Source organism: Paeniglutamicibacter sp. ORCA_105, from assembly GCF_045798545.1.
Classification (GTDB): Bacteria; Actinomycetota; Actinomycetes; order Actinomycetales; family Micrococcaceae; genus Paeniglutamicibacter; species Paeniglutamicibacter sulfureus.
In genome coordinates this window covers 27,572-53,641 of sequence record NZ_JBIXLM010000008.1, presented here as the reverse complement: position 1 = coordinate 53,641, position 26,070 = coordinate 27,572, and the positions used below count along the sequence as shown (strand labels likewise).

The window sequence follows — 26,070 nt, the reverse complement described above, 5'->3', positions numbered from 1 at the left end:
CCACTTGGGGTTCTGCCTACCGGCGTGCGCCGGTGGAGGCGGCGATCCGTGCCGCCGCGTCGGCCACCGGTGTGGACCCGTCGGTGAGCTCGACGATGACCCGTGACAGCCCGGGTTCGTGCAGTGCCGCGTCGATGAACGCCGCGACGTTGCCGCGCCGCACGTCCCCGTAGGCGATCGCCGGTCCGGCGGTCACCAATCCGTCGCCGTCCTCGTCGCGCAACAATCCGGGGCGCACGATGACCCAGTCCAGGTCGGTGTGGGCCAGATGGATGTCGGCGGCCTTCTTAACCCGCATGTAATGCTCAAAGCCCTCGCTTGGGTCCTTGCCCCGCTCGGATTCGGGGAAGGCCGAGACGAGTACAAAACGGGATGCGCCGGCCAGCGCCGCGGCATCGGCGGCCTTCTCCAGCCCCTTCCCGTCGATCAGGGATGTCTGGTCCATTCCGGTGCTGTGGGCGCCGGCGGAAAACACCACGGCGTCATGCCCGGCCATCTTCGCGGCCAATTCCTTGACACTGTCGGTGATCAGGTCACCTGGCACCGGGATCGCCCCGGTCTTCGTGATGGCTTGGGCCTGCTCGGGCTTGCGGTGCATCCCCGTTGCCGCCACGCCGCGGGCGGCAAGCAGTGCCGAGAGGCGACGTCCCACGCCACCTGCTGCACCGATCTGGAATACCTTCATGTCTTGGTTCTTTTCCACGTGTTGACCCAACTTAGGCGCCAAGTCGTTCGGGATTACAGGGTGTAGGCGTACTGCTCTATGAACCGCGGGCTTGCACCCAGCTCGAGCGCCGCATCATTGGCCCACGACGGGTTGCGCAGCAGGGCACGGCCCACGAACACCGCATCGACGCCACCGGAAACGACAAGTTCCTCGGCGAAAGCGGGGTCCTCGATGCGGCCGACCGCGGCTGTCGGAACACCGGACTCGGACCGCACGACTGCCGCCTTGCGGGTCTGGTAGTCCCTGTCCCGCGGGATCGGAACCACATCGAGGCCGCCCGAGGAGGCATCGATGAGATCGACGCCGTGTTCGGCAGCCCATGTGGCCAGCTGCACGCTCTGCTCGAGAGTCCAGGAATCACGGTCATCTCCGGGGTTTTCCTGGACCCAGTCGGTGGTCGAGACGCGCAGGAACACCGGTTTGTCCACCGGCCACACCGCGCGCACCGCGTCGATGACCTCCAGGACAATGCGGGCACGGTTTTGAAGCGCGCCGCCGTACTCGTCGGTGCGCTGGTTGGAGATCGGCGAGAGGAAGGAGTGCAGCAGGTACCCGTGCGCGGCATGGATCTCGATGACATCGAATCCCGCGGCGTCGGCCCTCAGCGCTGCATCGGCGAAGGCCGCCACGGTTGCAGCGATCTGCGCCCGCGTCAGCTCGCGGGGCACGGGGTATCCGGGGAAGGCGAGCGCGCTGGGGGCCACCGGCGCCCAACCATGCTGCGATTCATCGAGGGGTGCCCCGCCCTGCCAGGGTCGATCGACGGAGGCCTTGCGGCCCGCGTGTGCGAGCTGGATGCCTGCCACCGCCCCGTTGGCGCGGATGCCGGCGGCCAGGCGAGTGAAGTCGTCGATTTGCCCGTCTTCCCACAGTCCCAGGTCGTACGGGGAGATCCGCCCTTCCGGCAGCACTCCGGTCGCTTCGACCATCACCAGGCCCACGCCTCCGGCGGCACGGTTCGTGTAGTGCGAATAGTGGAAGTCGACGGGACGGCCGGCAAGTCCCTGCTGTGGCGCCGCGGTGTAGGTGCACATCGGTGACATCCACACGCGGTTGGGGACTTCCAGATCCCTGATCCGGATCGGGTCGAACAGTTTTGGCATGTGGGGCTCCTCCGTGGATCAAAGTAGTACGCTAGCGATCGTACAACGATGACGGCCGTACAACAAGATAGAATGGGTGGGAAGCCGCGATGCGCGGGATTCATCACCAGTCGAGTCCGGAGGCCAGACGTGGCGCGAGAGTTGCCCCATCCCGAAGTCACCACGTTGTCCTTGGACACGGTCCTGGCGGCATTGGCCGACCCGGTGCGACGCGAAATCATCGCCCAGCTTTCGCAGGGCCACGACGACCAGGCATGCATCGCCTTCGAACTGCCGGTGAGCAAGTCCACCTCGACCCACCACTTCCGCGTGTTGCGCGAAGCCGGGCTGATCACCCAGCGCTACGCGGGCACCGCGATCCTGAACACCTTGCGCCGTCAGGACGTTGACACACGTTTCCCCGGCCTGCTCGGCGCGGTCATCGACGCCGAATGCCTCGCCCGCGACCGGTCTGCCACCGAGCCGCGCACCGGCGACGCATAGCTCCGCGCGGCGTCCGTAGTCCCCCGCCGCATTGCATCTTCCCTCCTGCCGGAAAACAAAAAAGACGCCGGCCACCCTCCATTCCCGGATTACCAGGATGGCGGGCGGCCGGCATCACTGCTGCAGGGCCGGGGCCTCGCTACTTGGCGACCATGGTGATGGCTTCCTCGGGGCGGTGCCCCTGCTTCGCCTTCTGGATCTCCGCGTAGACGTGGTGGCGCAGCTCGGTGAAGCGCGGCAGGGACCGGGTCTCGAGCTGGTCGCGTTCGGCCGGAAGGTCGATCACGATGTCTTCCTGCACGATCGTCGGCGAGGAGGACAGGATGATGACGCGCTCGCCCAGGTAGATGGATTCGTCGATGTCGTGGGTGACGAACAGGACCGTCACCCCGAGCTTCTTCCAGACCCTGCGGATCAGGTCTTCCAGGTCCGCACGCGTCTGCGCATCGACGGCCGCGAAGGGCTCGTCCATCAAAAGCACCTCGGGCTGGTACGCCACCGCGCGGGCGATCGCCACGCGCTGCTGCATGCCGCCGGAGAGCTGCCACGGGTAGGACTTGGGCACATGGTCCAGCCCCACCGCTTCCAAGGCCTCGGCCACCAGGCGCTTGCGTTCCTCCTTGGGAACACCGGCGTTCTTCAGCGGCAGCTCGACGTTCTCCGCTACGCGCAGCCACGGGAACAGGGAGCGCCCGTATTCCTGGAACACGACCGCCATCTTCTTCGGCGGGCCGGTGACCTTCTGGCCATCAAGCAGCACCTCGCCCTCGGTGGAATTCATCAGCCCGGCAATGCACTTGAGCAGCGTCGTCTTGCCCGAGCCCGAGGGCCCGACCAGGCACACCAGCTCGCCGCGGCCCAGGTCGAAGGTCAGGTTCCGCACCGCCTCGATGTCACCGGCATCGGTGTGGTAGACCTTTTTCAGGTTCCGCACCGAGAGCAGTGCCTCGCCCTCGGGCAGGGTACGCCCGCCTTTGTGGGATGTGGGGTTCTTAGACAGCATTTTCAACCTCTTTCAGGCCGTGGTACCAGCGCAGTACGCGCCGTTGGACCCATTGGAAGATAAAGGACAGGGCCACGCCGATCAGGCCCAGCACCACGATGCCGGACCACATCTCCGGGACCGCGAAGGAACGCTGGAACTGCACGATGGTGAACCCCAGTCCGGAGGACGAGGCAAACATCTCGGAGATGACCATCAGGATCAATCCGATGGACAGCGCCTGGCGGACCCCGGCCATGATGGTGGGGGTTGCCGCGGGCAGGATCTGGTACCGGATCCGGGAGAACCCTGTGATCCCGTAGGAACGCGAGGTTTCGTTCTGCACCGGGTCGATGGAACGCACGCCCTCGATGGTGTTCAGCAGCACCGGCCAGACGCACCCGGAAATGATCACGGCGATCTTCATGCCGTCGTTGATGCCCACCAGCAGCATCAGCACCGGAACCAGCACCGGCGGCGGCAGCGCCCGGAAGAACTCGAAGACCGGCTCGGTCACCGCACGCAGGGTGCGGTTCAGGCCGACCGCGAGCCCCAACACCACGCCGAGGACGATCGCGCTGAGCACGCCGACCAGAAGGCGCATGATGCTTGGCAGCACGTCGGTGAGGATCCGTTCCCCGAACCAGGTGTCAATGAAGGTTTCCACCAGCTTGGCGGGGGTGGGGACGAAGAAGTTCGGTTCGCCCGAGGTGGCCAGCCACCACCAGGCCAGCAGGATTAGCGGCAACCCCAGCAGGTAGCCCATGGACTTCAGCGTTTTCATACCGTGGCCTCCCCACGAACGGACGGGTGCCAGGACAGGACCCGCTTCTCCACCACACGCGTCACGCCGTTGATGGCCACACCCAGGAACCCGGTGGCCAGGATCAGCGCATACATCCCGGAAATCGCGCCGCCGGACTGGGCCAGGGCAATCTCCTTGCCCAACCCCGGGGTCCCAATCAGCAGCTCCGCGGTGATCGCCAGGATCAGCGCCACCGCGGCGGCCAACCGGATACCGGTCATCAAATACGGCAGCATCGTGGGGAACACGACGTCCCGCACCCGCTGCACATAGGAGAACCCGTAGGAGCGGGCCGTCTGCATCGCGACGTTGTCCACATCCGCCACCCCGTAAAGCACCTGGATCAGCACCTGCCAGAAGCAGGCGTAAACGATCAGCAGCAGCGAGGACTCGATCTTGATGCCAAAGAGCAGCACCGCCAGCGGAATCAAGGCTACCGACGGGATCGGGCGTAGGAACTCGATGCTGGAGTTCGTGAAGCGCCGCAGGAACGGCGACACCCCAATGACCAGGCCCAGCACCAGCGCCGCCACCACCGCGATCGCCAATCCGATGGCCCAGGCCAACATCGTGTCACCCACGGCAACCCAAAACGCCGTCAACCCCAGATCCGTGACCAGGGCAGCGATGACCTCGGAAGCGGGTGGCAAATACCGCGCCTGCACCACGCCAAGGGCCGGCATCAGCTCCCACAACCCCAGGAACACCACGATGCCGATCAGCCCCAGCGCCCACTTCGGCCATCCCTTGGATGGCGCGCGGGTGGCCCTGGCCTTCGCCGCGGCGCGCGAGGTTGGTTCGGTTACCTGCGTCATCACGGAAGCAGGCTTTCCAAGTCAACCGGCTTGGCGATGGCACCGAATTCCTGGGCCGCGTCGCCAAGCTTCTGTGCTGCTTCGGTGTTGATGTCCACGCGGTAGCGCGGCAGCACGAGCTTTCCTCGGGTTCCCTCATCGATTTTGGTGTACGTTCCCACGATGTCGCGGACCTCCTGCGGGTTCTCCTGGGCATATTCGAGCGACTTGTTCATGGCGCGCTGGAACTTGGCCGTCTGCTCCGGCTCCGCGGCGACCTTCTCGGCGGAGGTGAAGTAGCCGGCGATGTCCAGCTCGGGGTCGAAGTCGGCGAAGTTGTTGCTCACAACCCGCGCACCGTCGCCCTTGGCCTGGACCAGGAACGGGTCAAGAATCCAGGCGGCATCCACGATGCCGTTTTCCAGGGCAGCCGGTGCATCCGGGAACGGGACCTCCACAAAGTCGACGGTGCTCGGGTCTCCACCGTCATCCTTGACGACCTGGGAAACGGTGATGTCGCCGATGTTGGAGAGGTTGTTGACCGAGACCTTCTTGCCGGCCAGGTCCTTGGGAGTCTTGATCGGGGAATCCTCGTTGACCACCACGGCCCCGAAGTCCCCGTCAGCGTTCCCGGAGGTGGTGACGCCGTTCGCGACGACCTTCATGCTCAGGCCCTTGTCGTTGGCGACCATGAGCGAAACGTAGTTGGAGAAGGCGAAGTCGTAGCTTCCGGACTGGATCCCCGGCACGATGGCCGAGCCGCCGGTGGCGGTCTGGATGTCCAGGTCCAGGCCCTCCTCTTCAAAGAAGCCCTTCGAATCGCCGAGGAAGATCGGGGCCGTGTCCACGATCGGGATCACACCGACGGTGATCTTTTCCAGGCCGGCGCCTCCGGATTCGGCGGCGGAGCCATCGGCAGAGCCGCTGGGCGAGCCGGAGCCGCAAGCGCTCAATGCGAAGATCCCCAAGGCGGCGACTGCGAGTGTGAGTTTGTTTTTCATGGTGCTTCTTTGTCCTTAGAGAATGTGTGCCGGTGGGGTGGTCCCACCGAAGGTCTTGCGAAGGTCGGTTTTGCGGATCTTGCCGCTGGCAGTGCGTGGGAAGTCGTCCGTGAGGACCACCGTGCGGGGGATCTTGTATTTGGCCAGGCGTCCGGCCAGGTGCTCCTTGATTTCGAATTCAGTGATGGACATGCCCTGAACCGGGACCACGACGGCCCGCGGCACCTCGCCCCACTTCTCATCCGGGACGCCGATGACGGCCACCGAAGCCACGCCTTCTAGCTCCATGATGGCCTGTTCCACCTCCGCCGGGTAGATGTTTTCCCCACCCGAAATGATCATGTCCTTGAGTCGGTCGGAGATGTACAGGAATCCCTCGTCGTCCAGGTACCCCATGTCCCCGGAACGGAACCAGTTCCCGTTGATGAAGGCCGCTTCGCTGGCCTCCGGGAGCTGCCAGTATTCCTTGATCACGTTCGGGCCCGAGATCAGGATCTCGCCGGCCTCACCGGCCGGCAGCTCGGCCCCCGAGGGATCAACGATCTTCACGTCGGTGAAGAAGTGCGGCAAACCCGCGGACCCGGCCTTGGACCGGGAGCGTTCGGCCTGCAGGGAGGTCGTTCCAGGGGCGGTCTCCGTCATTCCGTATCCGCCGGAGAAGCCCAGTCCCCGCGCTTCGTAGGCCTCAAGCACGCGCATCGGAACCGCCGACCCTCCACAGGTGAGCATGCGCAGCGACGAGATGTCGGTGGTGGCCCAGTCGGCGTGCTCGGCCAGCATCTGATAGGTGGTGGGGACCCCTGAAAGCGAGGTGATCGAGTGGCGTTCGATCGCCGCCAACACCGATGATGGCTCGAACCTGTCCTGCAGCACCAGTGTGCCGCCCTTGAGCAGGGTCGGCAGCGCTCCCATGCCCAACGAGGCGACGTGGAACATCGGCGCGATCATCAGGGCCTTGGCATCGCTGGTCACGTCGTAGTCGACCAGGACGTTCAGCGAATTCCAGGTCATGTTCCCGTGGGTCAGCACCGCACCCTTGGGCCGCCCGGTAGTTCCGGAGGTGTACAGGATGATGGCGGGGTCCTCGTGGTCCACGGCGGCATCCACGTATCCGGAATCCGCCGCAGCCAGTGCGCGCTCGTATGCCGAGTCGGCCCCCGGCTCGTCCTCGAGCACCAGGTGGTGCTCCACGGGGCCTTCGTCCATGGCGGCCAGCGCAAGGTCATCGAGGGAGACCGGGTTGATCAGCACGGTGCTGCCCGAGTCGGCCAGCGCGTAGTTCAGTTCACGCGGGCTCAGCCGGGTGTTGAGTGGAACGAAGATGGCACCGATGCCGCCGCAGGCAAAAAGGGTTTCCAGGAATGCGGAGTGGTTGTTGCCCAGGTAGGCCACGCGGCTTCCCTTGACCACGCCCAGTGCGCGCAGCGCATTGGCCAGCCTATCGATGCGGGTCGCCAGCTGCGCATAGCTCAGCGACTTCTCGCCTTCGATGACGGCCGCGTTGTCGTGCGACTTGACGCGGCGCTTGTGGATCCAGCCGCCGAGGCCTTGGTTGAGCATGGGCGCCTTCCCGGGTGCCGGCCGCATGGCCGGCACACCTTCTTCGTACGTTGTGGTCGTGGGAACTAATTGACCGTCATGGCCGCGACATCAGGTGCCTCGGAGAGGAACCCGTGCTTGGAGGCGAGTTCGGCCAGCTTGGTCAGCTGCTCGCTGGGAACCACGCCGTCCCAAGTCTCCATTTTCAGGTTTTCCGCCACCTTGGCATCCATCTTCATGAACTCCGGCAGCAGGGCCTTCGCCCCGGCTTGGTCTCCTTCGGCGGTTTCGAGCGTCTCGGTCATGGCCGCTTTGAAGTCGGCGACGACTTCAGGCTTGTCCTGGGCGAACTTGCCACTGGTGAAGCTGACCATGGTCGGCAGACCGGGGATGGCCTTCTGGTTTGGGTAGCCCAGCAGCTTGTTGTCCGGGTTGGCCAGGGCCTTGGAGAGGAACGGTTCCGGGAGCCAGACGCCGTCCATGTTCTTGCGTTCCAGCTGGGCTTCCATGTCCGGGAAAGGCATCTCGGAGAACTTCAGGGCGCTCGGGTCCCCACCGTCAATGGCGGCGGATTCCATGATGGTCAGGTCGCCTTGGGTCTTCAGCGCGTTGACCGAGGTGGTCTTGCCGGCGAGGTCGGCAAAGTTGTTGATCCCGGAATCGGCTCGCACGACCACGCCGTTGATGTCATCGCCCTCGGCCTTGGAGTCGGAGTAACCCGACACGATCTTCATGTCCAGGCCCTTGTCCACCGCGGTCAGCACGGAAAGCGGATTGCCGACCGCGAAATTCAGGTCGCCGGTGGAAACTGCCGGAAGCATCGCCGCGCCGGCGGAGCTGGTCGTCAGTTCGACGTCCAGGCCGTGCTTCTCAAAGATGCCATTGTCGATTCCGTACTTCACCGCGACGGACGGTGCGATGGGAAGGACCCCGACGACCACCTTGGTCAGCCCATCGGAACCCGAAGCCGCGGCCGAGCCCGAGTCGGTAGCCGAGGAACCGGAGGGTGATCCCTGGCCGCAGCCGGTCAGTGCGAGCGCCGCAATCGATGCCCCGGCGAGAATGGTAGACAGCCGCTTCTTCATGAATGCTCCTTGGTGAAAAATGATGGCCCAGGCACCTACGCCCCAACCGCGAGTAGTTGTGACCCCTGCCACATAAGACAATCTAAACACAATCATTGAATAAATCAATAGTTGTCACTTCTGTGCACCTGGGGTCGCCGAATGTGACGTTATATTCGGCCTGCAGCTGTGCGCGGATACGACAACGACCGGGACCACCCGCAGGCGGTCCCGGCCACTGACACGATTCCTAGGCGTAGAACCGGTAGATGCCGCGGGAAACGACGGCGGGCTTCGGGGCGCCCTCGACCTCGACCACCTGGTCAACGGCAATCTGGTAGCCGCCCTTGACCTCTTCGACCTCGGCGATGGTTGCCTTCATGCGGATCTGTGCACCCACCGGCACCGGGGACGGGAAACGGACCTTGTCCAGGCCGTAGTTGACGCGGGTGGAGACGTCGGTGACATCAAAAAGCTCGGACCAGAACGCGATCTGAAGGCTCAGCGAAAGGTATCCGTGGGCAATCGGTCCGCCGAAGGGTCCGTTCTTGGCCTTTTCCGGGTCGGTGTGGATCCACTGGTGGTCGTCGGTCGCGTCGGCAAAGGTATTGACCTGCTCCTGGGTCACGGTGCGGAATTCGCTGTATCCCAGGTCGGTGCCGGCGGCGGTTGCAAGCTGCTCGTAGGAAAGAACTGTCTGGCCCATGTTGGGTACTCCTTTTAAAGGTGGTTGGTCTTGAATTGTTTGAAAAGAGCTAAATGGTGCCGTGACCGCCTAGCGGAAGGCCCCGATGCCGGTGATGGCCCGGCCCAGGATCAATGCATTGATCTCGTCGGTGCCCTCATAGGAGTAGATGGCCTCGGCATCGGCGTGGAAGCGGGCAACGTCGAAGTCGAGCACGATGCCGTTGCCCCCGCAGACCTCACGCGCCAAGGCTGCGGTCTCGCGCAGCATGCGGGCGGTGAACATCTTGGCCATGGCGGAGTTCTCGTCCTTGTAGATGCCCTCGTCCTGCGCCTGGGTCAGACTGACCACGACGGCCAGGGACGCCGTCACGTTGGTGAGCATCGTGGCCAGCTTTTCCTGGATCAACTGGAAGGAAGCCAGCGGTTTGCCGAACTGGTGGCGCTCGGTGACGTACTTCAAAGCCGCCTCGTACGCGCCGGCCGCGGCGCCGGCCGCGATCCAGGCGACATCCGAGCGCATGTTGCGCAGGCAGGCGGCGACGTCGGCGAACGAGTTGATGTTTGCCAGCCGCGCCGAGTCGGGCACGCGCACGTCCGCAAGCTCGATGTCGGCGTTCTGCATGATCCGCAAGGACGTCTTGCGCTCGATCTTGCTCAGTTTCACCCCAGGGGCGTCGGTGGGCACCAGGAAGCACTTGACCTTGGCGTCCGCGGTGTCGCGGGCGAAGACCGCCAGAACGTCGGCCTGGGCCGCTCCCCCGATCCAGCGCTTGGCCCCGCTGATGATCCAGTGCCCGCCGTCGGCCCCGGGCTCGAAGGTGGCAGAGGTTTCCAGCCCCCCGGCAATGTCCGATCCGTGTTCCGGTTCGGTGAGCGCGAAGACGCCCTTGTACTCGTACGAGGCGATCCGCGGGTCCAGCTCGGCGACCTGTTCGGCACTGCCGCCCAGGTTCACCGTGGTGCGGAACAGCCCGGACTGGGCGTTGTAGAAGGTGACGACCGAGGCATCCACGCGGGCCAGCTCAAAGTTCCTGAAGCCGCCGAAGAGTCCGCGGACCTTTTCACCGGCCGCCAGCACCTCGGCCGGACGCATCATGTCCAGTTCAACCAGCGGGTCAATGATCGCTTCCGGGAACTCCCCGCGGTCCCAGTAGTCGTTGACCACCGGACGCACGTGCTCATCCAGCACGGAGCGCAGGCGCAGCAGGGCGGCGCGCTCGGCGTCTGAAAGCAACCGGGCGAAGCCGTACTGGTCACTGGGATAGAAGTCGGTCATGACTTGCCCATTCCCAGCACACGCACCGCGTTGTCCTTGAGGATCAACGGGCGCACCTCGTCCTTCAATGGCAGTCCCGCGAAGGCGCCGAGCCACTTCTGCGGGGTGATCAGTGGGTAGTCGGTGCCGAAGAGGACCTTGCTGGAAAGCACGTTGTTGCTCATCTTCACCAGGGATTCGGGGAAGTACTTAGGGCTCCAGCCCGAGAGATCGATGAACACGTTGGCCTTGTGCGTGGCGATCGAGTTAGCCTCGTCCTGCCACGGGACCGAGGGGTGGGCCATGATGATGGTGAGCCCCGGGAAGTCCGCGGCCACGTCGTCGAGCAGCAGCGGATTGGAATAGCGCAGCTTGATGCCCCGCCCGCCGGGCAGCCCGGCACCCATGCCGTTCTGGCCCGTGTGGAAAATGCACGGCAGCCCGAGCTCTTCCAACGCCGCCCACAGCGGATAGAAATCCTCGCTTGAGGGGTCAAAGCCCTGGACCGAGGGGTGGAACTTGAAGCCGCGCACACCCAGCTCGGTGGCCTGGCGGCGCGCCTCGGTGATCGCGGCCGGACCGGTGCGCGGGTCGACCGAGCCGAAGGGGATCAGCACGTCGTTGTTGCGCGCGGCCCCCGCGACCAGATCGTCGATGGAGTTCGGCTCGTGGCCCAGCGCGGTGCGGGCATCGACGGTAAAGAGCACCGCGGCCATCTTCGCCTCGCGGTAGACCTCGGCGATGCGATCCACCGAAGGCGTGCGTTCCTCGGACTTGAAGTACGCGGCCGAGGCCTCGAAGAGGTCCTCGGGCATGGCCTTGTGCCCGCATTCGTCGACCTCGAGATGCACATGCATGTCGATGGCGGTGATGGCGTCGAGGTCGATCCTGGATTCATAGCGGATGCTCATGGTGTGCCGGGGTACCTTTGCTACTTGGCGGCCGGTTCGGGCTGCAGCTCGGCGGGCAGCTCCGGGAACGTCTCCCCGACCGACTGCAGGTTGCCCGCGAACGGGAAGCGTTCCTGCAAGGTCTCGTAGTCCCAGCCGCCGTCGTTGAACTCCGAGGCGATGGCCTCGGGGTGGCTCCACAGCTGCAGGCGGTCTCCGCCGGCGCCGATGGCCTGTCCGGTGATCTGTCCGGCTTCCTCGGAAGCCAGGAAGGCGATGAGCCCGGCAACGTCGTCGGCGGTGCCGAAGCCCAGTTCCTTGCGGAAGAAGTCCGGCATGGCTTCGCCGCGCTCGTCGGCCTCCACGGCCTTGGCGAAGAACGGAACGGTCTTGGTCATGGCGGTGGCGGCCACCGGGATGACGGCGTTGACGGTGACCCCGGCGCGCTTCATTTCCATGGCCCAGGTGCGGACCATGCCCACGATGCCGGCCTTGGCGGCGGCGTAGTTGGTCTGGCCGAAGTTCCCGCGCTGGCCGGTGGGCGAGCCGATGGTGATGATGCGACCGGCGATGTTGTTTTCCTTGAAGTACCCGTAGGCCTCGCGGACGCAGGTGAAGGTGCCGCGCAGGTGCACGTTAATGACCGTATCGAAGTCCTCGTCGGTCATCTTCAGGATCGACTTGTCGCGCAGCACGCCGGCATTGGTCACCAGGATGTCCAGGCGTCCGAAGTTTTCCACGGCGGAGGCCACGAGCGCCTTGGCGGTTTCGGTGGAACCGACGGGGGCCACGACCGACACGGCCTTGCCGCCCGCCGCGTTGATCGAGGCTACGGCCTCGGCGGCCACGTCTGCATCGACGTCGTTGATGACCACTGCGGCACCCTGGCGGGCCAGTTCTTGTGCGTAGCTCAGGCCGAGTCCGCGGCCGCTGCCGGTAACGATTGCAACTTTTCCAGCCAGTGACATGTCTGCTCCTTCGAGGGTAGTTATTGCCCCCGCCGACCCTGTCGTGGGAACCTTGCTATATACATAACAACTTAAACTCTTGATAAAGTCAACGATTAAGTTTCTTATCAATCCCGAGGGGCAGCAGCATGGCGACCAAGCCGGGCACCACCATGAACACCATTGATCGATTCCTGGCCAGCGAACTGGCGGGGGACATCGAGTTCCTCACCGCCCGCACCCGCTCACTGGGATCGGCACGCGCCAACAGGCTCCTGGCCCCACTGGGACTAAAGGTCCGCTCCTACTCGGTGCTCTCGCTGGCCTGCAGCGGGCTGGCACCCACGCAGCGCGAACTGGCGGAATTCCTTTCGCTGGATCCGAGCCAGATCGTGCCGCTGGTGGACGCGCTGGAGGGCGAGGGGCTGGTCGAGCGGACCGCCGACCCCAACGACCGCCGCTCGAAGGTCATCACCGGGACGAAGGCCGGAGAGCAGCTTTACAAGAAGGCACGGACGGCCACGGCCGAAGGTGAAGCCATTGCCATGGCGATGCTGAGCAAGCCCGAACAAGAGACCCTGCGCGAACTGCTCTCGCGCATTGCCTTCCGCGACTAGACCGAGTCCCCCGGCAAAGCCCGCGCAGCCCCGACCCACTGCGCAACGAAGGAACCACCCGTCCCTCTGCAGCAACGTCTGGCCTCGTCACCAAACTCCCCATTTGGAATTTGCGGCGATTTCAACCTCAAATCACCGCATATGAGGCATTATTGAATCATGCCGAAAATTCGAGTCTCCGAAGCAGCCCGCTTCCTCGGAGTCAGCGACGACACCATTCGCCGCTGGACCGACAACGGAACCCTTACCGCGCATAAGGACGATTCCGGTCGCGTGGCCGTGGACGGACTCGAGCTTGCCCAACTGGCACGCAGCCAGGCCCAGCTCCCCGATGACCAGTCGCTGGTTGGGTCCTCGGCCCGCAATAGGTTCGTCGGATTGGTCACCGGCATCACCATGGATACCGTCATGGCCCAGGTCGAGCTGCAATGCGGCCCGTTTCGCGTCGTGTCGCTGATGAGCAGCGAAGCCGCCCGCGAACTGGGACTCGAGCTGGGATCGATCGCCACGGCAGTGGTCAAGGCGACCACCGTCATCATCGAATCCCCGCAGGGAAAGACGGCGACATGAGCGCCCGCCGCAGGATCGGCGCTGCAATCGTCCTCGCCTTGGCATGGGTCCCGGGACTGGCCGGATGCGCATCCCCCGCCCAGCCACCGCCGGCCGACGCGGGCCCGAGCGGGGAAATCACCGTCTTTGCCGCGGCCTCGCTGAAGGCCCCGTTTACCGAGATCGCGGAAGGATTCGAGGCGAAACACCCGGGCACGGCGATCGGGCTGAACTTCGCCGGGTCCTCTGACCTCGTCACCCAAATCTCCGCCGGAGCACCCGCCGATGTGTTCGCGTCGGCCGACCCAAGCAACATGGACAAGCTTTCCGCGGCGGGTCTCGTCGACGGCGCGCCCACAATCTTCGCCACCAATACCCTGGCCATCGCGGTCCCGCCGGACAACCCGGCCTCGATCGCCACGTTTTCAGACCTTGCAACTCCGGGGGTGAAGGTCGTGATATGCGCGCCCCAGGTTCCCTGCGGCATTGCCGCCACGGCCGTGGAAGAAGCCGCGGAGACTCCCCTTGCACCCGTCAGCGAGGAATCCTCGGTCACCGATGTGATGGGCAAGGTGACCAGCGGCGAGGCGGATGCCGGGCTGGTCTATGTCACGGACGTCCTGACCGCTGGCAACAAGGTCAAGGGAATCAAGTTCGCCGAGTCCAAAACGGCGGTCAACGCCTACCCCATCACCACTGTCGCCACCAGCCCCAACAAGAATCTGGCCAATACGTTCACGAAATTCGTGGCCGGACCCGAAGGCAGGAAGGTCCTCACCGATGCCGGTTTTGGAACTCCGTAGCCGCTCGAACTCCATACGCGGCGGGGCCGGGTACACCGCCGTTCCCCCATGGATCTATGCACTGGCGTGTGTCGGCGCCGCGTTTGTCATACTCCCGCTGGTGGCCATGCTGGCCAAGGTCAAGTGGTCCCAGTTCATCCCCCTGATCACCTCGGAATCCTCGCTGACGGCGCTGGGCCTGAGCCTGCGCACCTCGGCGGCAAGCACCGCGCTGTGCATCGTCCTGGGCGTTCCGTTGGCGCTGGTGCTGGCCCGCGGGAACTTCCCCGGCCAGCGGGTACTGCGTGCCTTCGTACTCCTGCCACTGGTGTTGCCGCCCGTGGTCGGCGGCATCGCCCTGCTTTACACCTTCGGGCGTCAGGGCCTGCTGGGCCGCAGCCTTGAGATTGCGGGAATCCAGATTGCGTTCTCCACCACCGCCGTGATCCTGGCCCAGACCTTTGTCGCCTTGCCCTTCCTGGTCGTCAGCCTCGAGGGCGCGCTGCGCAGCGCGGGCGGAAAGTACGAGGCCGTTGCCGCAACCCTGGGCGCCCGCCCCACCACGGTGCTGCGCCGCGTGAGCCTGCCTCTGGTGCTGCCCGGCCTGGCCTCCGGCGCGGTACTCTCCTTTGCGCGCAGTCTCGGGGAGTTCGGGGCCACGCTGACCTTTGCCGGATCCCTGCAGGGCGTCACCCGGACCCTGCCGCTGGAAATCTACCTGCAGCGCGAGACCGACGCCGATGCCGCTGTGGCACTGTCCCTGATGCTGGTTGCCGTGGCCGTCATCGTGGTGGCACTGTCCTATGGCGGCAGCCGCCAGAAGAAGTCCATGCAGGGGACGGCACTGTGACGATCCACTTCGAGGCGAAGCTCACCGTGCGGAATTTCAACGTCTCCCTGGACCTTGCCCGGGGCGAGACCCTGGCGGTCTTGGGACCGAACGGGGCCGGCAAGTCGACATTGCTCTCGATCATGGCCGGGCTGCTGCGCCCGGATTCGGGAACAGCTTCCATCGGCGAGCGCACGCTCTTTGACCTCGACTCCGTGCGCCCGCAATGGGTGGCGCCGCACGCGCGGGGCACCGCGTTGCTTGCGCAGGAACCCCTGCTCTTTCCGCACCTGAGCGTCCTCGAGAACGTCGCGTTCGGTCCGCGGAGCAAGGGCGCCGGCGCAGCCAAATCCAAGGCGGCGGCCCGCCAGTGGCTCGAAGCCACGGACACCCAGACCCTAGCCGCACGGAAGCCCGGCGAACTGTCCGGAGGACAGGCGCAGCGGGTCGCGGTCGCCCGGGCGCTGTCAGCGGGACCCGACCTGCTGCTGCTCGACGAACCCATGGCGGCCTTGGACATCCACGCCGCGCCCTTGATGCGCCGACTGCTCAAACACGTCCTTGCCGACCGCAGCGCCATCATCATCACCCACGACATCCTCGATGCGCTGATGCTGGCAGACAAGGTCGTCATCCTGGAGAATGGTCGCGTCACCGAATCGGGCCCGACCCGCCAAGTGCTCGGCCGGCCGCGATCCCGCTTCGCCGCCGGGCTCGCCGGGCTGAACCTGGTCACCGGCACCGCCCACGAGGATGGAATCGACACGGCCTTCGGGCGGATCTTCGGCACCCGTGAAACCGAGCTGGTCCCCGGCGAGAACGCGGCCGCGGCATTCCCCGCTTCCGCCGTCTCGGTGTATCTGGATCCACCGCACGGAAGCCCGCGCAACATGCTCGAGGCAACCGTCACCGACCTTGAACCCCACGGCGACGCCATCAGGGTGCGTGCCGGGGAGCTGGCGGCCGACATCACCCCGGCCGCGCTCACCGACCTCGGACTGGTGCCCGGGACCCGCGCCTACTTCGTGCTCAAGGCCACCGCAGTCACCATTTACGCCTCCTGATTTTCCGGAGACCTCCCGCTACGCCGGGACTGAAAACGGGTCCGGGGGGAACCGACTCCGCGGGCAATGAACGCACTTCGCAAGCGGCGATTGGATCAGCGTCGTTGAATGTTCAACTCCACGACATTTCGAGTCTTCCGTTCTCGTAATTCTCGGCAATATCGGACTGCCATTCTCGATAGTGCCGGCAGCGTTCCCCGCCGGCAGCGATTCGGGCCCAGGCATCGCCACTGCCCGACGCCCCCCCCACACTCGAGAAAGGCCCTTCCATGTCTTCCGCCAAACGCGCCCAACGCCTTGCTTGCGCTGCAGCCATACTCGCTGCCGGCACGTTCGTCCTTTCCGCCTGCGGCAGTGCCACGTCCGCCGCCGATGCGGCCGCCGCCGGCAACACCTTGGTCTTTGCGATGCCCCCGGGCACCGACGACCCGGACATCCTCTCCGAAGCCAAGGTCATCCAGGGCTTCATCGCCGAGGCAACAGGAAAGGAAGTCACCCGCGAGATGCCTGCCGACTACCTGGGGGTGGTCGAGGCAGTGCGCCAGGGCCACGTCGACGTGGCGGTCATGAGCCCGTTCTCCACCGCCCTAGCCGTCAAGAACGGCTCGGTGGATCCGCTCATCGTCTGGAACAAGGACGCAACGAAGCCTGCATCGTATTGCTATTCGAAGCCGGGAAGCGGCATCGAATCGATCGCGGACGTCGCCGGAAAGACAGTCTCCTTCGTCGATCCCGGATCCACCACCGGCTATTTCATGCCCAAGTCGCTGCTGGCCGACAACGGCCTGATTGACGGGGAAGACTACAAATCCGCTTTCGCCGGCGGCCACGACTCCGCACTGCTGGCCATGGTCAATGGCTCCGTTGACGTCGCTTGTTCCTCCATCGCGGAGCGGATCATCGAATCCGGCGCCCTGAAGAAGAGTGACCTGCAGCTGATCGGCGAGACCGCCCCCATCCCGGTTGGCATCGGCATCGTGGTCAGCCCCGACTTGCCCGAAGAAACCCGCCAGCAGCTGCTGGACACGCTGCCCGAAAAGATGACCAACAACCCGGAGATCCTCACCCTTGGCGGGGCCACCGAGTACGTTAAGAACCCCGGCATCGCGCCCTACGAGCCGCTGCTCAAGGTTGCCGAGAACGTCGGCGTTGACCTCGAGGACATGCGGTGACCCTCAATCTTCCCCCGGCGGGACAATCCGCGACACGGTACGCCACCGCGGCCGCTTCCCCTGAGGCCGAAACCTATTTGCCTGCTCCCGTGCTGGTCGCCAAGGACCTGCGCGTCACCTACCCCAACGGCTTCACTGCCCTTGAGCGTTTCACCTTGGACGTTCGCCCGGGTGAGGTGGTGGCCCTGCTTGGCCATTCGGGCTCCGGCAAATCCACCTTCATGAAGGCGGCCACCGGCATGGCCCCGGCCTCCGCCGCGCAACTGACCATCGACGGGCAGGACGTGCTTGGAGCATCCGGCGCCCAACTGAGGCAACTTCGCTCCAAGGTCGGCTACGTCTTCCAGCACTTCAACTTGGTCCCGCAGCTCAGCGCACTGACCAACGTGCTCACCGGCGGGCTCCACGACGCCGGTCCGGCCAACGCGCTGGGAATCTTCCCGCGGCGCCAACGCCAACGTGCCCTGGAACTGCTTGACCGAGTGGGCTTGGCCGACAAGGCCCGTCAGCGCGCCGACAGCCTCTCCGGCGGGCAGCAGCAGCGCGTTGCCATCGCCCGCGCCCTCATGCAGGAACCCCGCATCATCCTGGCCGACGAACCCGTTGCATCCCTGGATCCGCGGCTGGCGGGCTCCGTGCTGCGCCTGATGCGCCGCATTGCCCGCGAGGATTCCATCCCCGTGGTGGTCAGCCTCCACGTGGTGGATCTGGCAGTCCGCTACGCCGACAGGTTTGTCGCCCTCGAGGCGGGGCAGGTACGGCACACCGGTTCGGTCGACGCACTGACACCGGAAATGGTCACCGACATCTATGGGCAGGAAAGCGAAGACGATGAAGAGCACTGACACCAAGCCGGCCCGGCTCCCCGCCCTTGACGAGCGGGACCGGTTGCGGCTTTCCCGCCCCTTCCAGGCCCCCGGCCCTTCCGGGATCATCGCGATTGCCGTGGCGGCCATTGCCGTCTGGTGGTCAATGGACGGTTCCGGTTTCAGCCTGCAACGCCTTGCCGACGGACTTCCGAAGATGGGCGACTACCTGGTGCGCATGTGGCCGCCGACCTTCGACAAGATGGACGTTGTGCTGGACCTCCTGGCGGAGACCGTGCAGATGGCAGTCGTCGGCACCCTGATCGGAGCACTCCTGTCCCTGCTGGCGGCATTCGGTGCGGCATCGAATATCGCGCCCGCCTGGCTTTACACGCTCACCCGCGGCGTGCTGAACGTCCTGCGGTCGATACCCGACCTGATCTTCGCGCTTATGTTCGTCTCGGCCGTGGGCCTGGGCCCGTTCGCCGGAATCCTGGCAATCATCCTGGGATCCATCGGGTCGATCGGGAAGATGTACGCCGAATCCATGGAGTCTGTGCCCGAGGCACCGCTCAATGCGCTGCGCGCCTCCGGGGCAACCCGCGGACAGGTGATCCGCTACGGCGTGCTGCCGCAGGCCTCACCACTGCTGGTCAGTTACACCCTGCTGCTCTTCGAGGGCAACGTCCGCGGCGCAACGGTGCTCGGGCTGGTCGGCGCCGGCGGCATCGGCCTGGAACTGACCAATGCCATGCGGCTGTACGACTACGGCCACATGTTCGCCATCATCATTTCCATCGTGGTCCTGGTGACCCTCATCGACCGCGCCAGCGCATTGGTCAGAAAGAAGCTGAGCTGATGACTCTCACACCCCTTGTTTCCCCCCTGGCAAACCTGCGCGACCTCGGCCATCTGCCGGTGGCCGGTGGCCGGCTGCGCTGCCGGATGCTGTGGCGCGCCGATGACATCGCGTCCGCGCCGGCCGACCAAATCGCCTCTCTCGCCGCGTCCGGGCTGGGCACCATCCTGGACCTGCGTTCGGCCGGCGAAGTCGAGCGCAGCGGCAGCTGCCCCGCCGACGGACCCCCGCTGGCCAGGCACCACCTGCCGCTCACCGACGATTCCGCCGACCCGCAGGCACTGGCAGCATTGTTCGCGTCGACCAAGACCCCGGCGGACGTCGGCACCTGGTACGCACAGTTGTTCCGCGGCCGGGCACCGCAGTTGGTCGAGGCGCTGATCCTGATCGCCGACGCCCCCGGGGGCGTGCTCTTCCACTGCGCCGCGGGCAAGGACCGCACCGGAGTCCTGGCCGCTGCCATCCTCTCGGTGCTCGGCGCACAACCGGAAACAATCATCGAGGACTACGCCGCCACCCACGCCAATGTCCCGGCGGTGTTGGCCCGCCTTGAGTCAATGCGCAGTGCAGTTGCCATCGACGGGTACCCGGAGCGAGCGGCCGGCCACCCGATGCTCGGGGCGCACGCCGGCAGCATGGCGGGTATGCTCGCCGAGCTGGAGCGCGACGGCGGACCTGTGGCCGTCCTAGAGCGAGCGGGCCACCGTGCCGAAACGACCGCACGGCTGCGGGAGCGGCTCATTGAAAACTGATACCGAGACGGCGACGGAACAAGGCGTCGGCGAGTCCCGGCCCGTGGGACGCCCGCGCGACTCGGCAATCGCGGAACGGGTCCTGCGCGCCGCCGTCGACCTGCTGGGCGAGAAACCTCTCGGCGAGGACTTCACCCTCGCCGAACTCGTTGAGCGCAGCGGCGCCAGCCGCGCGGCGATCTACCGGCGCTGGGAGAACCGGCAGGCCGTCGTCGTCGCGGCCCTCGACGCCGACCGTCGGTCGATCGAGCACGCCGAACGCGACACCGTCCTGGAGACAATGGTCGCATCCTATGAACAGGTCCTGCTGGAGATCGATACCTCCGTGGAGGGAAATCGGCTGATCAACCAGCGCCTGGCCCTGGGCCTGAGGGACAAGGCATTGCAGCAGGCCTATTGGGAACGACACGTCCGCCGGCGCCGAGCCGCGTCCCTCGCCCTCCTTGAACGAGGCAAGGAAACAGGGGAAATCCGGGCCGACGCCAACCTGGAAGTCGCACTGGATCTCATCAACGGCGCCGCCTACTACCAGACCGTGGTTCGCCCCGATGGCGGGAATCTCGAAAGCCGGGAACGGGTCGGCCAGGCCATCCGCATGCTTTTTCTCGGCATCGCCGCGACCTAGGAAACAGCCGGCCCCTTCGCCGGGGCCGGCTGTTTCCCGTGCCTTCGGGGCAAGAGGGCGAGGGCCACCAGCCCCCAATCAAGAATTCTTATTCAATGAGACGCGGCGTGGTTCTTTGGTGGCCGCGCCCACAGACTGGATGCAGATACCTCACACTCCGGGTTCCCCGCCGGGTGCAATCGACACAACGACGTTCGAATGCACCTGCGATCTCCCGCCGCACCGAAGGAACGCGAACCCCTTATGGCCACAGCGCGCACCATCCTCAAGACCCAGGTCGGCATCGTCGGCGGCGGCCCCGCCGGGCTGATACTCTCGCACCTTTTGGCCAAGAGCAATGTAGAGAACATCGTGGTCGAGTCACGGGACCACGAGACCATCCGCAACACCCACCGCGCCGGCATCCTAGAGGCGGGCTCGGTCAAGATGCTCACCGACACCGGTGTCGACGGACGGGTACTCACCCACGGGGACGAGCACGCCGGGATCGACCTGCGCTTCAACGGCGAATCCCACCCGTTGGACTTCACCGACCTGGTCGATGCCACCGTCACGCTCTACGCCCAGAACGAGGTCTTCGTCGACCTCGCCGCCGCCCGAACACGCGATGCCGGGGATGTGCGCTACTCCTCCGAGGTCACCGCGGTCTTCGACCTGGAAACCGAGACCCCGAAGTTCCACTTCACCGACGCCGAGGGCAACGGCTTCGAGGTGCACTGCGACATCTTGGTCGGCGCCGACGGCTCGCGCAGCTTCTGCCGCCGCGCGGTGCCCGGAACCCAGGACTTCAAGATCGAGTACCCCTTCGCCTGGTTCGGCATCCTCACCGAGGCCCCCAAGAGCGCACCCGAGCTCATCTACGCCAACTCCCCGCACGGCTTCGCGCTGATTTCCCAGCGGTCCGAGACCGTCCAGCGCATGTACTTCCAGTGCGATCCGAACGAGGACGTCAACACCTGGAGCGATGACCGGATCTGGTCCGAGCTGCAGCGCCGCGTCGACGGGCCCGACGGCTTCACCCTGAAGACCGGAAACATCTTCGACAAGACCGTGCTGAAGTTCCGCTCGTTTGTGCGCGAACCGCTCTCGCACGGCCGGATGTTCCTCATCGGCGATGCCGGGCACACCGTCCCGCCCACCGGCGCCAAGGGCCTGAACCTGGCCTTCGCCGACGTCAAGGTGCTCTTCGAGGCCATCGACTCCTACTACTCGACCAAGGACTCCGCGCTGCTGCACGGCTATTCGGATCTGGCCCTGAAGCGCGTGTGGAAGGCGCAGAACTTCTCCTACTGGATGACCTCGATGCTGCACACCCCGGTGGACGCCGACCCGTTCATGGCCAAGCGTGCGCTCGGCGAGCTCGACACCGTGGTGTCCTCGCGCTACGGCCAGCAGTACCTGGCCGAGTCCTACACGGGCTGGCCGCATTCCTAGGCTTCGCCGACATTTTTCTTTTCTTCATTACACCCGCACGCACCCACCACCGAAAGGAGCACGCAGTGAGCACCGAAACCACAGTGAATGAGACGTTCAACGATTCCCACGTATTGGATCCCGCAGCCACAGCCGTCTCGCAGGAATCCATCAGCAAGGAAATCACCGACATCCACGCGGCCTACCGCCAGTCGATCGTCGACGGGAAGAAGGCCGAGACGCAGCCGCGCATCGACTTCGCGCCCTACCGCTCCTCGCTGCTGCGCCACCCCACCAAGAACCTGCACCACGTGGACCCCGAGACCATCGAGTTGCACTCCCCCGCCTTCGGCGAGCGCGACGTGCACGTCCTGGAGTCCGACCTGACCATCCAGCACAACGGCGAGCCGATCGGCGAGCGCATCGTGGTCGCCGGTCGCGTGCTCGATGGAGACGGCCGCCCGGTGGCCGGACAGCTGGTGGAAATCTGGCAGGCCAACGCGGCCGGACGCTACATCCACAAGCGCGACCAGCACCCCGCCCCGATCGACCCGAACTTCACCGGCGTGGGCCGAGCGATCACCGGCCCGAACGGCGAGTACTCCTTCACCACCATCAAGCCGGCCCCGTACCCGTGGAAGAACCACCACAACGCCTGGCGCCCGGCGCACATCCACTTCTCGCTCTTCGGCACCGACTTCACCCAGCGCATGATCACCCAGATGTACTTCCCGGGCGACCCGCTCTTCTCCCTGGACCCGATCTACCAGGCCATCACCGATGCCGACGCCCGCGACCGCCTGGTCGCCACCTACGACCACTCGATCACCAGCCACGAATGGGCCACCGGCTACAACTGGGACATCGTGCTCACCGGGTCCAACCGGACCTGGATGGAAGACGAAGAAGGGGACCACTAATGTCGAATGCTCCTGAACTCAAGCTCATGCCCACCCCGGGCCAGACCATCGGCCCGTTCTACGGCTACGCGCTGCCCTTTGAGAAGGACAACGAGCTGGTCAACCAGGCCCACCCTGCCTCGGTCCGCCTGCACGGCGTGGTCACCGACGGTGCCGGCACCGTGATCCCCGACGCCCTGCTGGAAATCTGGCAGGCCGATGAGCAGGGCAACATCGTCTCCAAGGACGGCTCGCTGGTGCGCGACGGCTACACCTTCACCGGCTGGGGCCGCACCGCCGTGGACAACGTCGGGCACTACACCTTCACCACGCTGAACCCCGGGGCCACCGAGGCCGGCAAGGCGCCGTTCATCATGCTCACGGTGTTCGCCCGCGGCCTGCTCAACCGCCTGTTCACGCGCATCTACCTGCCGGAGGACACCGCGGCACTGGCCAGCGATCCGCTGCTCTCCTCGCTGGACGAGGCACAGCGCAAGACGCTGATCGCCACCCGCGAGGCCGACGGCTCGCTGCGCTTCGACATTTCGCTCCAGGGCGAGGACGAAACCGTGTTCCTCTCCTACCCGCGCGAGAGCTAGCCAACGCCGCATCCCGCATGTGACCCCCGTGCGCCACGGAACTCGCCGATCCCCTCCCAAACCGGGATGATGGAAAAGGCGGGTTCCCGCGCTGCGGGGGTTTTGTGGGGTTCACGCCCCCACCGCCTGCAACACCCCCCGAACCACAGACCTACAGGAGAAGCACCGCCCATGTACCCGGCCGATTACGGATTGTTGACCCCGGCATGGGCGGCGACGCCCGTGGCGAAAGCCGCCTCGGACGCCGCGTTTGCCCAGGGAATGCTCGATGTCGAGGCAGCCTGGGTCAAGGTCCAGGCCGAAGCCGGGCTGTGCAGCTCCGCGGATGCGCAGGCCGTGGAGCAGATCGCCAAGGTCGAACTCTACGACCTGGCCGCACTGGCCGCCGCGGGCCCGGACGGCGCCAACGCGCTGATCCCGCTGCTGGGCATGATGCGCAAGCAGCTCGCTGACACGGGCGCCCCGGCGACCGCCGCGACCGCCCTGCACCGCGGGGCCACCAGCCAGGACATCATCGACAGCGCCCTGATGCTCATCGCGTCCCGTTCCATCGCGGACGTCCGCACCGACCTGCTCGCCGCCGCCGGCGCCCTGTCCGAACTCAGCGCGGCACACGCTTCGACCCTGTGCGTGGCGCGCTCGTTGACCCAACATGCGCTGCCCACCGTCTTCGGGCTGCGCGCCGCCAACTGGCTGGCATCCCTCACCGCAGCCGGGCGCCAACTGGACGCCGTCGCCGCCTCCCTGCCGCTGCAATGGGGCGGTGCCGTGGGCACCCTGGCCTCGCTGCACCAGCGCCTGGGTTCCGCGCTGCCCTACAAGTCCGAAAAGCGCCTGGCCGAACGCGCACACGAGCTCACCGCCGCGCTTGCGGACGAACTCGGCCTGGCCGCACCGATCGCACCGTGGCACACGGTGCGCCAGCCGGTGCTGGGGCTGGGTTCCGCGCTGGGCTCCGTCATCGCCGCCGCCGGCACCTTCGGCGCTGACGTACTCACCGCATCCCGCCCGGAAATCGGCGAGCTCTCCGAACCCCGCGAGGCGGGCAAGGGTGGCTCCTCCGCCATGCCGCAAAAGCAGAACCCCGTGCATTCGGTGCTGCTGCGCAATGCCGCGTTCTCCGCCCCTGCCCACGTTGCCGCGCTCTACACCGCTGCCGGCACGGCGGTGGACGAACGCCCCGACGGCGGCTGGCACGCCGAGTGGGCTTCACTGCGTGAACTGATCCGCCTGGCCGGGGGCGCCGCACACCATGCGGCAATCCTGGCCACCGGGCTGGGCGTGCACCCCGAGGCCATGGCGCGGAACATCGCCCTGTCCGGGGACCTGCTGGTTTCCGAACGCATCTCCACCGTCGCCGCACCCCTGGTGGCGGGCGGCAAGGCCGCGGTGCAGGAGCTGGTCCTTGAATCCCTGCGCACCGGCACCCCGTTGCGCACCTTGTTGCAGGGGGCGCTGCCCTCGGACATGGACAACCAGTTGTTCCTCGATGACCTGCTGGACCCGGCCGGCTACCTGGGTTCGGCCACCGATTTCATTACCCGTATCCGCGAAGACTTCACAGATTGGAAGGACTCATGAGCATTCCCGCCCTGACCCCGTCCCTGCTGCATTCGGCAGCCGACCTCCCCACCCTGGTGCTGGGCCCCTCGCTGGGCACCGGCTCGCTGGCCCTGTGGGGACCAGCCGTGCCGTTCCTCAAGGAGCACTTCCAGCTGGTGGCCTGGGATCTGCCCGGCCACGGCGAGTCCGCGCCGTCCACCGAGGAATTCTCCATGGCCGAGCTGGCCGCCGGGGTCATCAAGATGATCGAGGCGTTGGAGACCGACAAGGCCATCACCGCGGCCGCACCGCTGTTCTACGCCGGCGTTTCCGTGGGCGGGGCCATCGCCCTGCAGCTGGCCAACGACTTCCCCGGCGCCTTCGCCGGACTCTCGGTCATCTGCTCCGCGGCCAAGATCGGTACCCCGGAGGGCTGGAAGGAACGCGCCGAGCTCGTGGCCAAGGCCGGCACCCCGGTGGTGGTCTCCGGTTCGGCCGAGCGCTGGTTCGCCCCCGGCTTCATCGAGGCCAACCCGGTGGTGTCCACCGACCTTTTGCACAACCTGCAGGATGCGGACCGCTTTGCCTACGCGCACGTCTGCGGCGCCCTGGCCGGCTTCGACCTGCGCGAGGCGCTCCCGTCCATGCAGGACCCGATCCTGGCCATCGCCGGTGCCCACGACGTCGTCTGCCCGCCGGCCGATGCGCAGTTCATTGCCGAGCACGCACCCAACGCCCAGGCGGCCACCATCGACACCGTCGCGCACCTGGCCCCGGCCGAGGACCCGAAGGCCACCGCCGCACTGTTGGTCGAGTTCTTTGCTTCCGTCACACAGGAGGCCAAGGCATGACCGATTCAACACGCCTGCCCGGCGACACATACGACGCCGGACTCGAGGTCCGCAAGCAGGTGCTCGGCACCGAACACGTCGAGCGCGCCACGGCCAACTCGACCAACTTCACCGACGAGTTCCAGGAAATGATCACCCGCTACGCCTGGGGCACCATCTGGACCCGCGACGGACTGCCGCGCACCACCCGCAGCGCCATCACGCTGACCGCGCTGATCGCCGGCGGCTACTGGGAAGAACTGGAAATGCACGTGCACGCCGCATTGCGCAACGGCATGACCCCGGACGAGATCAAGGAAGTCTTCCTGCAGTCGGCCATCTACTGCTCGGTCCCGGCGGCCAACACCGCGTTCAAGATCGGCAAGGCAGTGCTGGCCGAGTACGAAGCGCAGGACGCCAAATAGGCATCCGGCCACACACAAGGCACCGGGCTC

Annotated in this window: 29 protein-coding genes; 17 read left to right on the top strand and 12 right to left on the bottom strand. The window is 65.9% G+C overall.

What is annotated here, in order from left to right:
* Nucleotides 1-16 precede the first annotated feature (16 nt).
* Both ACIPUB_RS05940 and ACIPUB_RS05935 read right to left on the bottom strand, forming a co-directional pair.
* Nucleotides 17-685, bottom strand: a complete 669-nt coding sequence (locus tag ACIPUB_RS05940; RefSeq protein ID WP_407606533.1) for an NAD(P)-binding oxidoreductase — start codon at nucleotides 683-685, stop codon at nucleotides 17-19.
* Between the two features lie 53 nt (nucleotides 686-738).
* Nucleotides 739-1,830 carry an NADH:flavin oxidoreductase/NADH oxidase gene (locus ACIPUB_RS05935; RefSeq protein WP_407606532.1) on the bottom strand — a complete coding sequence of 364 codons (1,092 nt, stop codon included), beginning with the start codon at nucleotides 1,828-1,830 and terminating at the stop codon, nucleotides 739-741.
* Between the two features lie 129 nt (nucleotides 1,831-1,959).
* On the opposite strand from ACIPUB_RS05935, the gene ACIPUB_RS05930 reads away from it, so the two are divergent.
* A complete protein-coding gene (locus ACIPUB_RS05930) occupies nucleotides 1,960-2,313 on the top strand; it encodes an ArsR/SmtB family transcription factor (protein WP_407606531.1) in 354 nt (117 codons plus the stop codon).
* A 139-nt stretch (nucleotides 2,314-2,452) separates the two neighbouring features.
* On the opposite strand, the gene ACIPUB_RS05925 is transcribed toward ACIPUB_RS05930, so the two are convergent.
* The 10 genes from ACIPUB_RS05925 to ACIPUB_RS05880 all read right to left on the bottom strand — a co-directional run bounded on the left by ACIPUB_RS05925 (nucleotide 2,453) and on the right by ACIPUB_RS05880 (nucleotide 12,298).
* Nucleotides 2,453-3,316 carry an ABC transporter ATP-binding protein gene (locus ACIPUB_RS05925; RefSeq protein ID WP_407606530.1) on the bottom strand — a complete coding sequence of 288 codons (864 nt, stop codon included), beginning with the start codon at nucleotides 3,314-3,316 and terminating at the stop codon, nucleotides 2,453-2,455.
* Complete coding sequence (locus ACIPUB_RS05920) at nucleotides 3,306-4,079, bottom strand: ABC transporter permease (protein ID WP_407606529.1); 774 nt, start codon at nucleotides 4,077-4,079, stop codon at nucleotides 3,306-3,308. The genes ACIPUB_RS05925 and ACIPUB_RS05920 overlap by 11 nt, the downstream gene beginning before the upstream one ends.
* Complete coding sequence (locus ACIPUB_RS05915) at nucleotides 4,076-4,915, bottom strand: ABC transporter permease (protein WP_407606598.1); 840 nt, start codon at nucleotides 4,913-4,915, stop codon at nucleotides 4,076-4,078. Before ACIPUB_RS05915 ends, ACIPUB_RS05920 begins: the two co-directional genes overlap by 4 nt.
* On the bottom strand, nucleotides 4,915-5,895 hold the full coding sequence (locus ACIPUB_RS05910; RefSeq protein WP_407606528.1) for an ABC transporter substrate-binding protein: 981 nt from the start codon (nucleotides 5,893-5,895) through the stop codon (nucleotides 4,915-4,917). Before ACIPUB_RS05910 ends, ACIPUB_RS05915 begins: the two co-directional genes overlap by 1 nt.
* A 15-nt stretch (nucleotides 5,896-5,910) precedes the next feature.
* A complete protein-coding gene (gene menE / locus ACIPUB_RS05905; RefSeq protein WP_407606527.1) occupies nucleotides 5,911-7,455 on the bottom strand; it encodes an o-succinylbenzoate--CoA ligase in 1,545 nt (514 codons plus the stop codon).
* A gap of 65 nt (nucleotides 7,456-7,520) precedes the next feature.
* Nucleotides 7,521-8,519, bottom strand: a complete 999-nt coding sequence (locus ACIPUB_RS05900) for an ABC transporter substrate-binding protein (RefSeq protein WP_407606526.1) — start codon at nucleotides 8,517-8,519, stop codon at nucleotides 7,521-7,523.
* Between the two features lie 229 nt (nucleotides 8,520-8,748).
* The gene (locus ACIPUB_RS05895; protein ID WP_407606525.1) at nucleotides 8,749-9,204 is read right to left on the bottom strand and encodes a MaoC family dehydratase; all 456 of its coding nucleotides are present in this window, start codon (nucleotides 9,202-9,204) and stop codon (nucleotides 8,749-8,751) included.
* Nucleotides 9,205-9,273: 69 nt separating this feature from the next.
* Nucleotides 9,274-10,461, bottom strand: coding sequence for an acyl-CoA dehydrogenase family protein (locus tag ACIPUB_RS05890; RefSeq protein ID WP_407606524.1), 1,188 nt, complete (start codon nucleotides 10,459-10,461; stop codon nucleotides 9,274-9,276).
* Nucleotides 10,458-11,351 (bottom strand): amidohydrolase family protein, encoded by an 894-nt coding sequence (locus tag ACIPUB_RS05885; RefSeq protein WP_407606523.1) that lies wholly within the window; start codon nucleotides 11,349-11,351, stop codon nucleotides 10,458-10,460. Before ACIPUB_RS05885 ends, ACIPUB_RS05890 begins: the two co-directional genes overlap by 4 nt.
* Before the next feature lie 20 nt (nucleotides 11,352-11,371).
* Nucleotides 11,372-12,298 carry an SDR family oxidoreductase gene (locus ACIPUB_RS05880; RefSeq protein ID WP_407606522.1) on the bottom strand — a complete coding sequence of 309 codons (927 nt, stop codon included), beginning with the start codon at nucleotides 12,296-12,298 and terminating at the stop codon, nucleotides 11,372-11,374.
* 128 nt (nucleotides 12,299-12,426) lie between these two features.
* Here ACIPUB_RS05880 and ACIPUB_RS05875 point away from each other — a divergent pair, with 128 nt between their 5' ends.
* The 16 genes from ACIPUB_RS05875 (at nucleotide 12,427) to pcaC (ending at nucleotide 26,040) form a co-directional block, all read left to right on the top strand.
* On the top strand, nucleotides 12,427-12,894 hold the full coding sequence (locus ACIPUB_RS05875) for a MarR family winged helix-turn-helix transcriptional regulator (RefSeq protein ID WP_264268651.1): 468 nt from the start codon (nucleotides 12,427-12,429) through the stop codon (nucleotides 12,892-12,894).
* Nucleotides 12,895-13,053: 159 nt separating this feature from the next.
* Nucleotides 13,054-13,464 (top strand): molybdopterin-binding protein, encoded by a 411-nt coding sequence (locus ACIPUB_RS05870; RefSeq protein WP_264268650.1) that lies wholly within the window; start codon nucleotides 13,054-13,056, stop codon nucleotides 13,462-13,464.
* A complete protein-coding gene (gene modA / locus ACIPUB_RS05865) occupies nucleotides 13,461-14,246 on the top strand; it encodes a molybdate ABC transporter substrate-binding protein (protein WP_407606521.1) in 786 nt (261 codons plus the stop codon). The genes ACIPUB_RS05870 and modA overlap by 4 nt, the downstream gene beginning before the upstream one ends.
* On the top strand, nucleotides 14,224-15,075 hold the full coding sequence (locus ACIPUB_RS05860; RefSeq protein WP_407606520.1) for an ABC transporter permease: 852 nt from the start codon (nucleotides 14,224-14,226) through the stop codon (nucleotides 15,073-15,075). The genes modA and ACIPUB_RS05860 overlap by 23 nt, the downstream gene beginning before the upstream one ends.
* Nucleotides 15,072-16,118, top strand: a complete 1,047-nt coding sequence (locus ACIPUB_RS05855; protein ID WP_407606519.1) for a sulfate/molybdate ABC transporter ATP-binding protein — start codon at nucleotides 15,072-15,074, stop codon at nucleotides 16,116-16,118. Before ACIPUB_RS05860 ends, ACIPUB_RS05855 begins: the two co-directional genes overlap by 4 nt.
* 269 nt (nucleotides 16,119-16,387) lie before the next feature.
* Nucleotides 16,388-17,290 (top strand): phosphate/phosphite/phosphonate ABC transporter substrate-binding protein, encoded by a 903-nt coding sequence (gene phnD, locus ACIPUB_RS05850; RefSeq protein ID WP_407606518.1) that lies wholly within the window; start codon nucleotides 16,388-16,390, stop codon nucleotides 17,288-17,290.
* Entirely contained in the window at nucleotides 17,287-18,135 is an 849-nt protein-coding gene (gene phnC, locus ACIPUB_RS05845; RefSeq protein WP_407606517.1) for a phosphonate ABC transporter ATP-binding protein, read from the top strand. The genes phnD and phnC overlap by 4 nt, the downstream gene beginning before the upstream one ends.
* Complete coding sequence (gene phnE, locus ACIPUB_RS05840) at nucleotides 18,122-18,955, top strand: phosphonate ABC transporter, permease protein PhnE (RefSeq protein WP_407606516.1); 834 nt, start codon at nucleotides 18,122-18,124, stop codon at nucleotides 18,953-18,955. The genes phnC and phnE overlap by 14 nt, the downstream gene beginning before the upstream one ends.
* Nucleotides 18,955-19,707, top strand: coding sequence for a tyrosine-protein phosphatase (locus ACIPUB_RS05835; RefSeq protein ID WP_407606515.1), 753 nt, complete (start codon nucleotides 18,955-18,957; stop codon nucleotides 19,705-19,707). The genes phnE and ACIPUB_RS05835 overlap by 1 nt, the downstream gene beginning before the upstream one ends.
* The gene (locus ACIPUB_RS05830) at nucleotides 19,697-20,332 is read left to right on the top strand and encodes a TetR/AcrR family transcriptional regulator (RefSeq protein ID WP_407606514.1); all 636 of its coding nucleotides are present in this window, start codon (nucleotides 19,697-19,699) and stop codon (nucleotides 20,330-20,332) included. The genes ACIPUB_RS05835 and ACIPUB_RS05830 overlap by 11 nt, the downstream gene beginning before the upstream one ends.
* A 243-nt stretch (nucleotides 20,333-20,575) precedes the next feature.
* The gene (locus ACIPUB_RS05825) at nucleotides 20,576-21,766 is read left to right on the top strand and encodes a 4-hydroxybenzoate 3-monooxygenase (RefSeq protein ID WP_407606513.1); all 1,191 of its coding nucleotides are present in this window, start codon (nucleotides 20,576-20,578) and stop codon (nucleotides 21,764-21,766) included.
* A gap of 65 nt (nucleotides 21,767-21,831) precedes the next feature.
* Nucleotides 21,832-22,665 (top strand): protocatechuate 3,4-dioxygenase subunit beta, encoded by an 834-nt coding sequence (pcaH, locus tag ACIPUB_RS05820; RefSeq protein WP_407606512.1) that lies wholly within the window; start codon nucleotides 21,832-21,834, stop codon nucleotides 22,663-22,665.
* Nucleotides 22,665-23,243: a protocatechuate 3,4-dioxygenase subunit alpha gene (pcaG, locus tag ACIPUB_RS05815; RefSeq protein WP_407606511.1), complete on the top strand. Its 579-nt coding sequence runs from the start codon at nucleotides 22,665-22,667 to the stop codon at nucleotides 23,241-23,243. The genes pcaH and pcaG overlap by 1 nt, the downstream gene beginning before the upstream one ends.
* Nucleotides 23,244-23,414: 171 nt before the next feature.
* Nucleotides 23,415-24,824: a lyase family protein gene (locus ACIPUB_RS05810; protein ID WP_407606510.1), complete on the top strand. Its 1,410-nt coding sequence runs from the start codon at nucleotides 23,415-23,417 to the stop codon at nucleotides 24,822-24,824.
* Nucleotides 24,821-25,636 (top strand): alpha/beta fold hydrolase, encoded by an 816-nt coding sequence (locus tag ACIPUB_RS05805; RefSeq protein WP_407606509.1) that lies wholly within the window; start codon nucleotides 24,821-24,823, stop codon nucleotides 25,634-25,636. Before ACIPUB_RS05810 ends, ACIPUB_RS05805 begins: the two co-directional genes overlap by 4 nt.
* Nucleotides 25,633-26,040 carry a 4-carboxymuconolactone decarboxylase gene (gene pcaC / locus ACIPUB_RS05800; protein ID WP_407606508.1) on the top strand — a complete coding sequence of 136 codons (408 nt, stop codon included), beginning with the start codon at nucleotides 25,633-25,635 and terminating at the stop codon, nucleotides 26,038-26,040. The genes ACIPUB_RS05805 and pcaC overlap by 4 nt, the downstream gene beginning before the upstream one ends.
* Nucleotides 26,041-26,070 lie beyond the last annotated feature (30 nt).